This window comes from Neptuniibacter marinus (assembly GCF_965223595.1).
In the GTDB taxonomy this organism is placed as follows: domain Bacteria; phylum Pseudomonadota; class Gammaproteobacteria; order Pseudomonadales; family Balneatricaceae; genus Neptuniibacter; species Neptuniibacter marinus.
In genome coordinates this window covers 1,925,519-1,939,579 of sequence record NZ_OZ245004.1, presented here as the reverse complement: position 1 = coordinate 1,939,579, position 14,061 = coordinate 1,925,519, and the positions used below count along the sequence as shown (strand labels likewise).

The window sequence follows — 14,061 nt, the reverse complement described above, 5'->3', positions numbered from 1 at the left end:
ATACTATGATCCCATGGCTACAAAACCCTTCAGATAGTTTTCCTCCCATAGAGCAGGCGCTTGATGACCCTAATGGTTTATTAGCTGCGGGGGGCGATTTAAGCCCCGAGCGACTTATTAGCGCATATCGTGCAGGTATTTTTCCTTGGTACAGCCCTGGCGAACCGATTCTCTGGTGGAGCCCTGATCCCCGCTGCGTACTCATCCCCGATCAAATCCATATATCAAGAAGCATGCGTAAGCGTTTAAAGAAAAAGGATTATACGGTCGTATTTAATCGTAATTTCGCTCAGGTTATCGATGCCTGTTCAGCTCCTCGACGGGGAGAAGATGGCACATGGATCACTAACGAAATGAAAGACGCTTACTGTAACCTTCACAAAAAGGGTTTAGCCCACTCGGTTGAAGTTTATATTGACGATGAACTCGTCGGTGGGCTTTACGGCTTGGCTATAGGTAAACTCTTTTTTGGCGAATCCATGTTTAGCAAAGTAAAGGACGCATCTAAGATCGCCTTTATTAAAATGGTCGAACAACTAGAAAAATGGGGCTATGCTTTAGTTGATTGCCAAGTAAGCAATGATCATCTATTTTCATTAGGTGCAACTGAGATAAACCGGCGTGAATTTCAGTTATACCTTGATCAATATCTTGATGAGATTGGCCAAACGCATTGGCAGTTTGGCCTGCCAGCAGATCAAATGGAGTAAACCTTGAGCAATCTCAGGACATTACATTTTTACGCGACCCCTGAGCATGATTGTAGCTATTTAGAGAATAAAATAGCTAAAACTCTCTTTGTCGATCCACAAGTAGAACTTGATCAGTCAACCTACAGCCAACTTTCAGATCTCGGCTTTAGACGAAGTGGTAAACATGTTTATCGCCCCCACTGTGATGATTGCAGGGCTTGTATATCCGTCAGAATCCCCCTTGCGGTCTATAGCTTTAGTAAAAGCCAGAAGCGTATTCTTGCCAAAAACAAAGATATATACGCAACCACCCACGCCCCCTCCTTTACTGAGGAGTATTACTCCCTATATTCTCGCTATATTAATAAGCGCCATCAAGATGGTGATATGTTTCCGCCAAGTTCAGAGCAGTTTACCTCCTTCCTTGTTGAGGGTGCGGAACATACTCAGTTTATTGAGTTCAGAGACGCCACAGATACGCTAGTTGCCGTTAGCGTTATTGATACACTCGAAAAGGGGCTCTCAGCGATCTACACTTTTTTTGATCCATCCTTACCTAAACGTAGCTTAGGAACCTTTTGTATTTTATGGCAATTACAATTTTGCCAACAAAATAACCTTAATTACCTCTACCTAGGCTATTGGGTAAAAAACTGCCGAAAAATGAGCTATAAAATCTCATTTAGACCCTTTGAGCTCCTTTTAGAGGACCAATGGGTATTAGTTCAGCCCGATTAACGCGGTCAAAGTCTAGTTTAAATAACATATATTCCGATTTCCCTTTGATATAAAAGTGATTTTCAGGCACAATATCGCGCAATTATTAGGTCCAGATATCTGGAGCCTCTCTCAACAAGGTAAAAAATTAATGGCTAAAGAAGATAGCATTGAAATGGAAGGCACCGTGGTCGACACGCTACCGAACACTATGTTCCGTGTTGAGCTGGAAAACGGTCACGTTGTAACGGCACACATCTCAGGAAAAATGCGTAAAAACTACATCCGTATCCTGACTGGCGATAAAGTTAAAGTAGAATTAACACCTTACGACCTAAGCAAAGGCCGTATCGTTTATCGCGCACGTTAATCTTTGCGTCTTCCTGGCGAATCTTATCTAACATATGGGATAAGTTAGCCTAGGTAAGCATAAAAAATGGCAGCCAATTGGCTGCCATTTTTATTTCTATGGATTGGATATCAACAGTTAAACACAACTAGTCACTTCAACGCTAATTTCACCTTCAGCGTCTACACCGATCTCAACCTCTCCACCCTCTTCAGCTAATTCACCAAATAGGATCATTTCAGCCAATGGCTTTTTCAGTTTTTCCTGAATCAAGCGCTTCATAGGCCGCGCACCCATCTGCTCATCGTAGCCTTTTTCGGCAAACCATGTGCGGGCAGCATCCGTTAGATGAAGAACTACATGCTTCTCATCCAATTGAACTTGAAGCTCAGCAAAGAACTTGTCTACTACACCCTTGATAATGCTAGGATCCAGAGGTTTAAACTGAATAATCCCATCCAAACGGTTACGGAATTCAGGAGTAAACATTTTCTTAATCGCTTCAATACCATCCGTTGCATGATTCTGCTTAGTGAAACCAATAGAAGCACGACTCATATCTTGAGCACCGGCATTGGTTGTCATCACTAAAATCACATTACGGAAGTCGGCTTTACGGCCATTATTATCAGTTAATGTGCCGTTATCCATCACTTGAAGCAGTAAGTTAAACACTTCGGGATGTGCTTTCTCTATTTCATCAAGCAACAATACGCAGTGAGGAGACTTAGTAACCGCTTCAGTAAGCAGCCCGCCTTGATCGTAACCCACGTATCCAGGAGGCGCACCGATCAAGCGTGATACGGTATGTCGCTCCATATACTCTGACATATCGAAACGAACTAACTCAATCCCCATAACTCGTGCAAGTTGCTGAGTCACTTCTGTTTTACCAACCCCTGTTGGGCCAGCAAAAAGGAAACAACCTACAGGTTTATTCGGCTCTTTTAATCCAGCACGGGATAGTTTAATTGCAGAAGACAGTGTATCAATCGCTTCATCCTGCCCCAGTACCACCATTTTGAGGTTCGTATCCAGTTTAGCCAGTTGGCTTTTATCTGAAGCCGAAACACTTTTTGGTGGGATGCGCGCGATTTTGGCGACAATAGCTTCAACATCTTCAACGTCGATAACTTTTTTACGTAACTCTTCGGGCAGAAGGCGCTGATAAGCACCCGCCTCATCAATAACATCAATCGCTTTGTCTGGCATATGTTTGTCATTAATGTAACGCCCTGCCAGTTCTGCAGCCGCCTTTAGAGCCTCATCGCTATAGGTAAGCTCATGGTGCTCTTCAAAACGCTGTTTTAAGCCACGTAATATTGCGTAGGTATCATCAATGCTTGGTTCAAGTACATCCACTTTTTGAAAACGTCGAGCTAATGCACGATCTTTTTCAAAAATCCCTCGAAACTCTTGGAAAGTTGTAGAGCCGATACAGCGTATCTGGCCGGAACTCAACAATGGTTTCAAAAGGTTAGATGCATCCATAGAACCACCTGACGCAGCACCAGCACCAATAATCGTATGGATTTCATCAATAAATAATATGGCTTTAGGCAGCTCTTTGATCTCGTTCAAGAGACCTTTTAAACGCTTCTCAAAGTCACCGCGATACTTGGTACCTGCCAATAGCGCACCAAGATCCAACGAATAAACGACCGACTCTTTGATAACATCAGGTACTTTACTTTCGACAATGAGCTTAGCTAAGCCTTCTGCTATTGCCGTTTTACCTACACCGGCCTCGCCCACCAGCAATGGATTATTTTTACGGCGACGTGACAATATTTGGACGACACGCTCAACTTCAGAGTCTCGGCCAACTAAAGGATCAATTAAGCCTTTTTCTGCCTCTACATTGAGATTGACAGCATATTTTCTTAATGGGCTGTCCTCTTTATTATCAGTAGAGTCCCCTTCGAGTGGTGTTTCAGAATTATCATGCTCATGCTCAGACATTTTGGATATGCCATGGGCAATGTAATTAACCGTGTCAATACGCTCAATCCCATGCTGCTGAAGGATATAGACCGCTTGGCTCTCCTGTTCGCTAAAGATTGCAACAAGAACATTTGCACCAGTGACTTCATTTTTACCTGAAGACTGAACATGAAATACAGCCCGCTGAAGTACTCGCTGAAAACCCAATGTCGGCTGAGTATCCAGATCCGGTAACGTATCTGATAATAAAGGCGTCGTTTCTTCGATAAAATCAGCAAGATTTTTACGAATACCATCGAAATTAGCACCACAAGCGGCTAGTACTTGGTGGGCTTCATAATTTTCCAACAACGCTAATAAAAGATGCTCGACCGTAATAAATTCATGTCGCTTCTCTTTTGCTGCCTGGAAAGCTGCACTGAGCGTGTCTTCGAGTTCTCGGTTTAACATAACGGTTCCTCTTCAGACTTTCTCGACTTCACAAAGTAGTGGGTGACTATTGTCTCTTGCATACTGATTAACTATAGCTGCTTTTGTATCAGCTATATCTTTTGTAAAGATACCACATACACCCTTACCTTCAGTATGCACCGATAACATTACTTGTGTAGCTTTTTCTTGGTCCATATTAAAAAACATTATTAAAACAGCTACGACAAAATCCATCGGCGTATAGTCATCATTCATTAGCACGACTCGATACATAGATGGTTTTTTAACTTCAGGCTTAGCTTCTTGCGTCGCTAAACCTGAATCATCCCTATGATCCTGATCGGGTCCATACTCGTCGTTAGACATTCGTGGCATATTTTGTTCAATTTTTGTATGCATCTATATATCTTCTAATTTTCCACTATAATTAACTACTGAACAGTGATCGTACACCTGTCACACATTCTCTGAGGGGTGCTATACTTCACTATAGCAGGATTAGGTCATATCCTCGTTGTACCTGCAAGCATTAGGAAACACTCTTTAGCTACTATTATAGCTTTGATGAGTATTTTAGCAGCTATAAAGTCGTACGTTCAGGTTAACAATCCAAATGTAGCATTGGATACGGGAGTTAGTTATGCAGACAGGGAAAGTAAAGTGGTTCAATAATTCGAAGGGGTACGGATTTATTTTATCCGACGAACATAATGAGGATCTCTTTGCCCATTATTCTGCTATTGAAGTAGATGGATATAAAAGCCTCAAAGCTGGACAGAAAGTTGAGTTCGACACACAACCAGGGCCCAAAGGAACGCATGCCGTTCAAATTAAACCGCTTGAAACGCAGTAGTTAACAAAAGGTATATTACCTTTTAATCAATAAAAACCAGCCTTGTGCTGGTTTTTATTATTAATACCGACTAAATGGTTTCATTTTTTACAGCCTACCAAACAAAGAAGTATCAAACGCAGCTCCTATAAAGCAACACTTGCACTCATGCCGAACATGATAAGTCACCGCTTTTAGCTGTAGAACAATCCCTTTTTTATCAAAGCTAAATATCTTGCAGCCTATACCATCCGCCAAGGAAAAGGAAAAAGGAGCAACCGGCAAGCCTTAACATTAAACGTATCATTCAATACGTTACTGATTTCATCTCCAACCGACAAAAAAATAGGTCGATAAGCCATAAAAAATACCCTTCAATCTTTTTGCTTCTGTAGAATAGCACCGACGAGCGATTGAAGAACTTGTTCTTCTGCACTAGCACTGCGCTGTAGATCAAACTAACTTCTAAACTTTATAGATTATTGAATGACCAAGATCCTCTTATTTAACAAACCATTTCAAGTTCTGACCCAATTCACGAGCGATGACGGTAAAGAAACCTTAGCGGCTTATATCAATAAACCGGGCTTTTACGCGGCGGGTCGATTGGATTATGACTCAGAGGGCTTGCTTATACTTACCGACAATGGGCAGCTGCAACACCAACTTGCTAACCCTAAATTCAAATTAGAAAAAACCTACTGGGCACAAGTTGAAGGCGATATTACTGATGAGGCGATTAAGCAATTATCAAACGGCGTAACACTTAAAGATGGATGCACCCGCCCCGCTATAGCGCAAAAAATTGCAGAACCTAATCATCTATGGGATAGAGTTCCTCCTATTAGAGAGCGTAAAAACATTCCGACAAGCTGGGTCGAACTCAAGATAACTGAAGGCAAAAATCGTCAAGTAAGAAGAATGACAGCCGCGGTAGGCTTTCCCACATTACGTTTAATACGTTATGCCATTGGTTCACATACTTTGGCCCAGCTACAACCGGGAGAATTTATCGAAACAGAAACTCAGATAAAAGTTGGAAGCAGAACAGATAAACATAACCGGTATAAGCGTACAGATAAAAAAGCTAACCCTAAACGCTACTCGAAGAAACCTGAGCATAAGGCTTCGCGATAACGAAGCCTAAATAATCTAACCCCTCTAGATGGAACTTACTACATCCTGTTAAAATTTCATTGTATTTTAATAAGTTAAATATAAACCGAACACTTAAATCTGATTATATACTCAATATCTGATCCATCCCTGTCATAAAGTCTCGTTTCCCGCCGTAAGATGGATGACGGATATAACAGATATCTTTTTCCGATAAGACCGCCTGAGCACAAGATGTTCCCGCCCTCCCTAATCCAGCCACTATATCAGGCTGAAAAACCTCAACCAGCTCATTCAAGTAGAAAGCTCCCTCTTTAATCTCTGCGGCTGAAGGTGCCCTATTCTTTTTCTGAATACGTGAGGGGTGAGGGTGAAATGGAAATGAGTTCCAAAACAGGGGCACTATAGGTTGATCAATCAGATAGCGCCATACCACTGATGCTGAATTTTCAGCTACGAGACTATCCTGATCTAAGGTTAATTGCGGCCCTAAACTTTGCAAGAAGGGATGCTCTACTTCCTCGAATAGCTTACCGCTCGAAAAAGGGATCCCAGTTAAGCGACACCCTTTATAGCCCGGCGCCTCGCCCACTAACATGACCCGCGGCCCGGCCAATGCAAACATCGCATCAAAATACCGTTTTAGATTTTCCAGTTTATAACGATCACGATAAGGGTTATAAACTTTGAGGCTGTTCTTTCTTTTCGCTAAATGTGAATAAAAGGATTCAGGAATCGACATGAAATAATTTAACCACTTTATGGGTGAGGTACATAATCAAAATAACCGCGCCGGCAAATACGTACAGCCCCCAATGAATTTCAATCGATACAATTGCCCCGAGTTTGACCGTCATAATCAAAACAGCCACGACAAAAACATCAAGCATCGCCCAACGTCCATAATCATGTATCAATGAAAGATAGTGTTTCTGCTTAACCGAACACTCTACGCCCTCCTTAAGTATATGAAAAAGGAATAGTACTTTTGCTATAGGTACGAGCACACTAAAAATTAAAATAACGATAGCAATAAAATACTGCCCCTCTTCAAATAAACTCACTAGGCCGCCAACGACAGAAAAAGAGCTTTCAAAGAAGTAAAACTGACTCATGGTCAGCATGGGGGATAAAAGCCCCGTTAATAGAAGTACGACTGTTAACAAGAGCAAGAAGCGTAATAGGTTTACTTCACGCTGCGAAGTGAGTTGCATAAAAGTGATCACAGAGCCTAAACAAAATGGCATTATACCTTAATCAATCATAAGGGACTCATCCCCCTTATGATTGATCTATATTATCTACCTAGACAGCCATGTCGATCTGTTGAATGGTGCCGACCTCTCCTGTCTCATTAATATAAAAACCGCTGGAGGTCACTCGTCCATTTTGTTGATTATTCTCCCCTTTGATATCAAACGGCGTTTCAGTTGAACCTAAATAAATCGCCCCAATACCATGATCGGCAATGGATACTAAGGAATCAACTTCTTCAGTTTTTGTCCAAAGCATCAAATCATCATAAATAGAGTCGGCTTCATCTATATAGTTGTTCCCGTCTTCATCATATTGCGCTAAATCAGCAAAGCCATTACCACTTAACGCACCAAATAGCTCAGTGCCATCATTAATAATACCGTCTTCGTTATTATCGATGGCTAACATACCACCACTGCCTGATAGATAACTGATTAACTCCATATCCCCATCTGCGTCTAAATCAAACTCAAACTTTTCGTCCGATAAGTCCGCATAGTTGCCCTCAAAATTAACAATAAGCGGGTCAGTAAATTCGACGCTTTTTGTCACCTCAAATTCTCGGCTAACAGAGTAGCTTCGCTCCATCTCTAGGCTTAAATCAAATTCTATCTCTTTCCCATCAGCCGTTGTTACTTTCCCACAACTGGAGAAACTCGAGCATTCGTACTCCTCTATAGTTTCTGAAACCTTAAAGGACATCTGCAAACGTACAGGCTGCATCTGCTGAGGAATAGCAGTATCTGTACTCCCCACATCTTCGCTATAAGACGATGTCGCAGGCAGTTCTATATTATTGCTTATATCTGCATCCCCATATTTTGGATTAATCGCTTTTATCAGGCTATCAAATAACTTAGAACGTATGAGTTCATGCCGCTGTTCTACTTCATTCTTATCACTCGCTGTTCTGAACTGCATACCTTGTTCAGTCAATACAAGTATTGAGTTAGTTTGTGTTTCACTCTCCTCACCAATCAACGATTGAGCGTTTTCAAATTCTCTGAAAAAGCCCGCAGATAGCGCATCGAAATCCATTGTTTTTGTTAACTCAATAGATTCTGTCTTCTCATGCTCTGCACTCATGTGCACTGTACTCGTCTGAATAATCATTATTCTCTCCACAAGTTTGAATAGAAAACCAGTAAGACCTGTCTATAGTTCATTCCTCTTTTATTTGACGTAAAAAACCTCAGACACTAATCATTGATAGTGACTAAATACCTTTATTTAAGGCGCAAAAAACCTATTCTTGCATCAGCAAAAATTTAATTTTTTGATACTGACTTAGCGGAAAATAATTGCCTAATGCAGATAGAACCGCCGAGCGGCTTACGGCAAAAAACGACAGCCCTTAGCCCAATAACTAAGCGCAAATTTCCATAAGTGATTATTAGGTCAACAACCTAAACGATCAGTAAAAACACAACAATAGGCACACCTCATACGGCTACAGCCCTCGTAAACGCTCGCTTTATAAAACAATAGCCCAACCGGAAAGAAACACGTTAAAGCGCACTAAGGCTGTTCATTTTGTTTATTTCAAAAAGCAGATACGAGAATCATTAAAAATAAGTAATATGAGGTACAGCAAAAAGTGGGCCGTTTTTAAAGGCGATAGGGATCATTGATCTTTACTCAGGTTATTTAGAGTGAAGGTAAAAACAGAAGGGATAAAAACACAAAGCCGCTAAAAGCGGCTTGATAAAAAGATCTATAAGTTTTCTATAAAGAAATTATTCTTCAAACTTATAATATTCTTTATTTAGATAGCTCGCGACGTCCGCAACATCTTCAGGAAACCAGCCGACATCTAAGTTTGTATTGCAGCCTTCAACAAATGCTTCTAATTTTGCAAATGTTGTCACTTTACGTTGCTCACTCATATAGAGCGACGAATCATGACAGGTTTCACAATTAGCATCGGTATGAGCCTCACCATGGATTGTTTTCTCGATTTCGACCTCATGGTAAAGCACTTCACCATTAGCGGCATCACCAGCGCTCACTAGACTAGGAGAGAGAGCTAGAACGACAGTTGCAAGTAAGGCAGGGAGCGGGAGTATTCTTTTCGACTCGTTCGACATATAAACCTCCTTTACACATTTGTAATTATTGTTTTGAGTAAACTATACCCTCCCCCTTTAGCAAAAGCGCCGTCCATAGAGGAAAGAGAGAACTAAATTAGATCTCCCTGATATGATCTATAAACTCATTAGGTTCGACAACCCCTATTAAAGTCTTATTCTGGACAATCTCTCCTGATCGATCATAAAACACTAAAGCAGGAGGGCCTATAATATTGTAGGCTTTGTTTAATGCTTTTGCGGGCTGGTCATTCTTAGTGACATCAACCTTAATCACCTTAAATGATGTTAAAGCCTGCTGAACAGATAGATCTGAAAAAGTAACCACGTCCAATTCAACACAAGCGACACACCAATCAGCATAAAAATCTAACATAACGGGCTGCTGTTTCTTTTTAGCATCCTCTAGCTCAAGAACTAACTGCTCAGGGGTGTAAACTTTAATAAATGCTAGTTTGTTAGTTGTTTGTGCATTCGATCCGGCAAAAGCCTTAAGAGGATAGATCAAGCTATTGCCGCCAGCTAATGCGCCAGCCATCAACGCTATAGCGTAAAGCAAAATAACAATGCCTAAACCTTTAGCCAGTTGCAGCCTAGCGGTCTCCTTTTTAGCATGGGACAACACGCCCATATAAACCGCGGATACAATTAAAACCAAAGCCGTTAACCACATAGTCACAACGGTTGGCACAATACGATCCAGCATCCAAATAGCGAGCAATAAGAGTAAAACACCGAATACAGCCTTGACCTTATCCATCCAAAGTCCGGCATGGGGCAATAACTTACCCGCCGAAGTACCCACAAGAATCAAAGGTACACCCATCCCAAGACTCATACTAAACAGTGCGCTCCCACCTAATACGGGATCACCCGTCTGTCCAATATAGATCAAAGCACCTGCCAAAGGCGCTGCCATACAAGGACCAACAATCAGCGCTGACAACAAGCCCATAATGGCGACACCTGCAATCGTCCCACCCTCTTGGCTATTACTTGCTTGGCTCAACTTACTCTGTATGCCATTAGGTAGCTGTAATTCATAAAAACCAAACATAGATAAAGACAACAGAACAAAAATAAAACTGAAGACACTTATAATCCATGGGTTTTGAAATAATGCTTGAAGGTTTTCACCAAATAAACCGGCAAAAATACCCGCCAAAGTATATGTCACCGATACGGCCAATACATACACAATAGACAGTGTTAAGCCTTTAGCTGCTGTAACTTGCTTCCCCTGACCGGCAATAATGCTGGATAGAATTGGGATCATAGGAAACACACAAGGGGTAAATGACAAGGCTAAACCGGCGATAAAAAAGGCACCTAAAGTAACAAATAGATTTCCCTGATTAAGCATCTGAGCAAATTGATCTTGCTCACTTAGCATTACAGCCGTTTCCGACGTTGCTGTAGCTGTATCCGTTTCTATGTTTTCTGCATCGCCTACAGCGGCCATTGCCGTTTTATCAGAAACAGGCTTAACACTTATAACGGAGATCTCTTTAGTTACTGGTGGGTAACAGATTCCTCCCTCCCAACAGCCTTGATAAGTGACTATAAGTTTATCATCAACTATTTGATCATTAGCACTTGCTAAATCAATAGTGACCTCAGCCCTGTTGTGATAAACCCAGACTTGACCAAAAAGCGGGTCATCTTTCTGCTCTGCGGGACTGTTCAAACGATTAAGTATTTTGGTGTTTGCACCGCTTTTTAATTCTATTCGATCACGATAGAGGTAATAGTCATTAGGTATATCCCAATAAAGACTAAGCTGATTTCCCTCTTGAATCTGTCCAAAGACAAACGCTTTTTCAACCTCTAAAGGCCCCTTCTCTGCAAAAGGGTTATTATCAAATAATCCAGCGTTCGCTTGCTGAGTACAAAAAAACAACAAGACAAAGAGAAGAGGACTGAAAACGCTGCGTTTAAATAAGTGAAATACTGAGGTAACCATCTAATGCCTACAATTCCGATAAAATTCTATAGCTGTGTTGACCGCTTTTATTTAATTCAGTTCTAAAAATACGACATTAAAGAATAAATAAATAGCGTAAAAAATTAGAAGCGCAGTGTATCACGGCTAATCGCAACGACACATTCATCTGTTTCCCCCTAAATAATCAATTGTTATGCATTTAGATGCATAATTGACCTTATGCACACTTATAACCGTAGTGTGTTTATGGTAAAAAAGGCGACACATTTACAAAGAGTTTAGACAGCCAACCATTCCGACACTTTATTATGGATATTAGGCTCTCTATAGCAGGAAAAGTGATAATGACTGATATACGCGTTGACGATTTAAATATCCAATCAAATACCGTCCTAATCTCTCCGGACGTTTTAAAAGCAGAGATGCCTATTTCAGAGAAAGCGGCTTCTGCTGTTTTAACGGGCCGCTCTGTAATTCGTGACATACTTGATCGTAAAGATCCTCGCCTATTTATCGTAGTGGGCCCTTGCTCAATACATGACACCGAAGCGGCACTTGAATACGGCAAAAAATTAGTTGCTCTTCAAGAACAGGTTAAAGACTCTCTGTATTTAGTTATGCGCGTTTATTTTGAGAAACCTCGTACAACCGTAGGGTGGAAAGGCCTAATTAATGACCCTCACCTAAACGATTCTTTCGAGATCGAAGAAGGTCTACATATTGCGCGTAAGTTGCTTATCGACCTTTCTGAAATGGGGCTGCCTTTAGCCACTGAGGCCCTAGATCCTATTTCACCACAATACATACAAGACCTTATCGCCTGGTCTGCTATTGGTGCTCGTACAACAGAGTCTCAGACACACCGTGAGATGTCGTCTGGCCTATCTTGTGCGGTAGGCTTCAAAAATGGCACAGACGGTGGCTTAAGCGTAGCAACTAATGCTCTTAAATCAGTGAGCGCTCCTCACCGCTTCTTAGGTATTAACTCTGAAGGCCAAGTATCAATTGTCCATACTAAAGGCAATCAATATGGTCATGTTGTACTGCGTGGTGGCGGTGGCAAACCTAACTATGATTCAGTCAATGTCTCTGTTTGTGAGCAAGCACTTGAGAAAGCAGGTCTTGCCAACAATATTATGATCGACTGTAGCCACGAAAATTCCAGCAAAGACCCGGCTCTTCAGCCTCTTGTCGCTGAAAATGCTGCAAACCAGATTCTTGAAGGTAACAAATCTATTGTTGGCTTGATGATTGAAAGTAATATTGGCTGGGGCAATCAATCCATTCCTGAAAACTTAGATGATCTAGTTTACGGTGTTTCAGTCACTGATGGCTGTATTGATTGGGAAAGCACTGAAAAATGCTTATTAGGTATGCATGAAAAGCTAACTAAGGTTTTACCTAACCGATAAGCGGCACACTGCAAAAAAATGCGCATACAGTTTACTGATGCGCATTTTTTATGTCTTGCTGTTAGCCAGCCCCCCCCAAAAAAATCTGAGGCTAATTCTATAGACTTACACCCAACACATCGCTATGCACCATTTGATTAAATAATAGAACAATCTCAGTTGAGAATCGGTAACTCTCTTCACTGTTAATCCGGCTTAAGGATTTAGACACAGCAATTTTTACTTTGTGATCTTTTTTCAGCTTGAAATAACACTGCTGATAGTAACGTATCAACGCTATGATCATGCTGCCTTGATTAATTTCATCCCCTTTCAACCCTAAAGGACCTAGCCCATCATAACGTTCGTAACTCTGTAAAACGATCTCTGCAGCCTCATCCCACTGGTTCGATAACTTTAAAAAACCAGCTGATAACTCCAACTGTTCCAATGCCTTATTCTTTTCCCAACTGGCAGACCGTAAAGCTATATCAAATACTGGAGAAGAGACAAAACGCGCACCTAATGTTTGAAAATAAAAGGCTGCTCTTAACTGATCCTCATCAACCACTGAGCCCCATCTATCATTCAGCCAAAGGCACAAACTTAATAACTTCTCTTGATCCCCCGGCTGTTGTATAGATTGACTACTCACCCGCTGAGCAACCGATGCCATAAACGCTAAACCATCAAAGCTTTGGTTAACCTCAGGAACCGACGTCTGCACAGCGCGACCCCCTTGCTGTGCTAAACGCTTGAGTACCTGCTCACTTTCGTCTTCACTGTTCGTTAAAATCCCAGAGAAGCTTTCCAAGGTTGTCTGAATAACAGAATCACGTGTAGAGAGAGAAGCATCATAAACATGGGACACTCCTTTCAGGAGAATTTCCACATGAATATCAGGAATAGAACCTAGCGAGATCGCCTCAGCAATTAACTGTTCGAGACGCGCAAACACAAAGGTCATAAATTCACCTTGTGCCGGTGTATACAAATAATCACCCTGCCTAATTTGATCGGCTATATCTTCTAATTTATGACAGACCTCTGCAACAGAATCCAAAAAAACCATATGTGAGTTTCCTTTAACCGAATGAACGGCACGAAACATCTCATTAATCGTTTCTTGGTCATATTTGTAATCCAAAGCATTAAAACAACGCTCAAGCTCTTCCATTGCTTCTCTAAAACTTGTGTAGAACTCTCGCTTAAGCTCTAAGTCCAGACTATTAAATCCATCAATATCTGTCGTAATCATTAGATACCAAACTAGTTATCGAAAAAAAGGCATAAAAAAAG

Annotated in this window: 14 protein-coding genes; 6 read left to right on the top strand and 8 right to left on the bottom strand. The window is 41.3% G+C overall.

The genetic code is table 11. The annotated features are described in order from the left end of the window. The first annotated feature begins 5 nt into the window (after nt 1-5). The 3 genes from aat to infA all read left to right on the top strand — a co-directional run bounded on the left by aat (nt 6) and on the right by infA (nt 1,779). On the top strand, nt 6-710 hold the full coding sequence (gene aat / locus ACOQOE_RS09045; RefSeq protein WP_067869582.1) for a leucyl/phenylalanyl-tRNA--protein transferase: 705 nt from the start codon (nt 6-8) through the stop codon (nt 708-710). Between the two features lie 3 nt (nt 711-713). After that, entirely contained in the window at nt 714-1,430 is a 717-nt protein-coding gene (locus tag ACOQOE_RS09040; protein WP_067869580.1) for an arginyltransferase, read from the top strand. A 130-nt stretch (nt 1,431-1,560) separates the two neighbouring features. Next, nucleotides 1,561-1,779 carry a translation initiation factor IF-1 gene (gene infA / locus ACOQOE_RS09035; protein WP_027853708.1) on the top strand — a complete coding sequence of 73 codons (219 nt, stop codon included), beginning with the start codon at nt 1,561-1,563 and terminating at the stop codon, nt 1,777-1,779. A gap of 117 nt (nt 1,780-1,896) precedes the next feature. On the opposite strand, the gene clpA is transcribed toward infA, so the two are convergent. Beyond that, entirely contained in the window at nt 1,897-4,152 is a 2,256-nt protein-coding gene (gene clpA, locus ACOQOE_RS09030) for an ATP-dependent Clp protease ATP-binding subunit ClpA (RefSeq protein ID WP_067869577.1), read from the bottom strand. A 12-nt stretch (nt 4,153-4,164) separates the two neighbouring features. Then, entirely contained in the window at nt 4,165-4,509 is a 345-nt protein-coding gene (gene clpS, locus ACOQOE_RS09025) for an ATP-dependent Clp protease adapter ClpS (RefSeq protein ID WP_231868002.1), read from the bottom strand. A 265-nt stretch (nt 4,510-4,774) separates the two neighbouring features. Here clpS and cspD point away from each other — a divergent pair, with 265 nt between their 5' ends. Continuing rightward, nucleotides 4,775-4,987, top strand: a complete 213-nt coding sequence (gene cspD / locus ACOQOE_RS09020) for a cold shock domain-containing protein CspD (protein WP_067869571.1) — start codon at nt 4,775-4,777, stop codon at nt 4,985-4,987. Nucleotides 4,988-5,452: 465 nt separating this feature from the next. Continuing rightward, nucleotides 5,453-6,103 carry a pseudouridine synthase gene (locus ACOQOE_RS09015; protein WP_067869568.1) on the top strand — a complete coding sequence of 217 codons (651 nt, stop codon included), beginning with the start codon at nt 5,453-5,455 and terminating at the stop codon, nt 6,101-6,103. A 103-nt stretch (nt 6,104-6,206) separates the two neighbouring features. Here the strand turns inward: ACOQOE_RS09015 and ACOQOE_RS09010 are convergent, their stop codons facing one another. The 5 genes from ACOQOE_RS09010 to dsbD form a co-directional block, all read right to left on the bottom strand. Then, the gene (locus tag ACOQOE_RS09010; protein ID WP_420553811.1) at nt 6,207-6,824 is read right to left on the bottom strand and encodes a uracil-DNA glycosylase family protein; all 618 of its coding nucleotides are present in this window, start codon (nt 6,822-6,824) and stop codon (nt 6,207-6,209) included. Further along, nucleotides 6,811-7,329, bottom strand: coding sequence for a paraquat-inducible protein A (locus ACOQOE_RS09005; protein ID WP_420553810.1), 519 nt, complete (start codon nt 7,327-7,329; stop codon nt 6,811-6,813). Before ACOQOE_RS09005 ends, ACOQOE_RS09010 begins: the two co-directional genes overlap by 14 nt. Nucleotides 7,330-7,387: 58 nt before the next feature. Then, on the bottom strand, nt 7,388-8,452 hold the full coding sequence (locus ACOQOE_RS09000) for a hypothetical protein (protein WP_420553809.1): 1,065 nt from the start codon (nt 8,450-8,452) through the stop codon (nt 7,388-7,390). A gap of 623 nt (nt 8,453-9,075) precedes the next feature. After that, on the bottom strand, nt 9,076-9,426 hold the full coding sequence (locus ACOQOE_RS08995) for a hypothetical protein (protein WP_067869558.1): 351 nt from the start codon (nt 9,424-9,426) through the stop codon (nt 9,076-9,078). 97 nt (nt 9,427-9,523) lie between these two features. Next, nucleotides 9,524-11,389 carry a protein-disulfide reductase DsbD gene (gene dsbD, locus ACOQOE_RS08990; protein WP_420553808.1) on the bottom strand — a complete coding sequence of 622 codons (1,866 nt, stop codon included), beginning with the start codon at nt 11,387-11,389 and terminating at the stop codon, nt 9,524-9,526. Between the two features lie 326 nt (nt 11,390-11,715). Here dsbD and ACOQOE_RS08985 point away from each other — a divergent pair, with 326 nt between their 5' ends. Next, nucleotides 11,716-12,783: a 3-deoxy-7-phosphoheptulonate synthase gene (locus ACOQOE_RS08985; RefSeq protein ID WP_420553807.1), complete on the top strand. Its 1,068-nt coding sequence runs from the start codon at nt 11,716-11,718 to the stop codon at nt 12,781-12,783. 97 nt (nt 12,784-12,880) lie between these two features. Here ACOQOE_RS08985 and ACOQOE_RS08980 read toward each other — a convergent pair whose 3' ends face one another. Next, the gene (locus ACOQOE_RS08980; RefSeq protein ID WP_420553806.1) at nt 12,881-14,020 is read right to left on the bottom strand and encodes an Hpt domain-containing protein; all 1,140 of its coding nucleotides are present in this window, start codon (nt 14,018-14,020) and stop codon (nt 12,881-12,883) included. Nucleotides 14,021-14,061: the final 41 nt, after the last annotated feature.

Excerpts from the sequence above, each read along its gene's own strand:
- aat (WP_067869582.1), top strand. The coding sequence starts at position 6 with ATGATCCCATGGCTACAAAACCCTTCAGATAGTTTTCCTCCCATAGAG.
- infA (WP_027853708.1), top strand. The coding sequence starts at position 1,561 with ATGGCTAAAGAAGATAGCATTGAAATGGAAGGCACCGTGGTCGACACG.
- clpA (WP_067869577.1), bottom strand. The coding sequence starts at position 4,152 with ATGTTAAACCGAGAACTCGAAGACACGCTCAGTGCAGCTTTCCAGGCA.
- clpS (WP_231868002.1), bottom strand. The coding sequence starts at position 4,509 with ATGCCACGAATGTCTAACGACGAGTATGGACCCGATCAGGATCATAGG.
- cspD (WP_067869571.1), top strand. The coding sequence starts at position 4,775 with ATGCAGACAGGGAAAGTAAAGTGGTTCAATAATTCGAAGGGGTACGGA.
- ACOQOE_RS09015 (WP_067869568.1), top strand. The coding sequence starts at position 5,453 with ATGACCAAGATCCTCTTATTTAACAAACCATTTCAAGTTCTGACCCAA.
- ACOQOE_RS09010 (WP_420553811.1), bottom strand. The coding sequence starts at position 6,824 with ATGTCGATTCCTGAATCCTTTTATTCACATTTAGCGAAAAGAAAGAAC.
- ACOQOE_RS09005 (WP_420553810.1), bottom strand. The coding sequence starts at position 7,329 with ATGCCATTTTGTTTAGGCTCTGTGATCACTTTTATGCAACTCACTTCG.
- ACOQOE_RS09000 (WP_420553809.1), bottom strand. The coding sequence starts at position 8,452 with ATGATTATTCAGACGAGTACAGTGCACATGAGTGCAGAGCATGAGAAG.
- ACOQOE_RS08995 (WP_067869558.1), bottom strand. The coding sequence starts at position 9,426 with ATGTCGAACGAGTCGAAAAGAATACTCCCGCTCCCTGCCTTACTTGCA.
- dsbD (WP_420553808.1), bottom strand. The coding sequence starts at position 11,389 with ATGGTTACCTCAGTATTTCACTTATTTAAACGCAGCGTTTTCAGTCCT.
- ACOQOE_RS08985 (WP_420553807.1), top strand. The coding sequence starts at position 11,716 with ATGACTGATATACGCGTTGACGATTTAAATATCCAATCAAATACCGTC.
- ACOQOE_RS08980 (WP_420553806.1), bottom strand. The coding sequence starts at position 14,020 with ATGATTACGACAGATATTGATGGATTTAATAGTCTGGACTTAGAGCTT.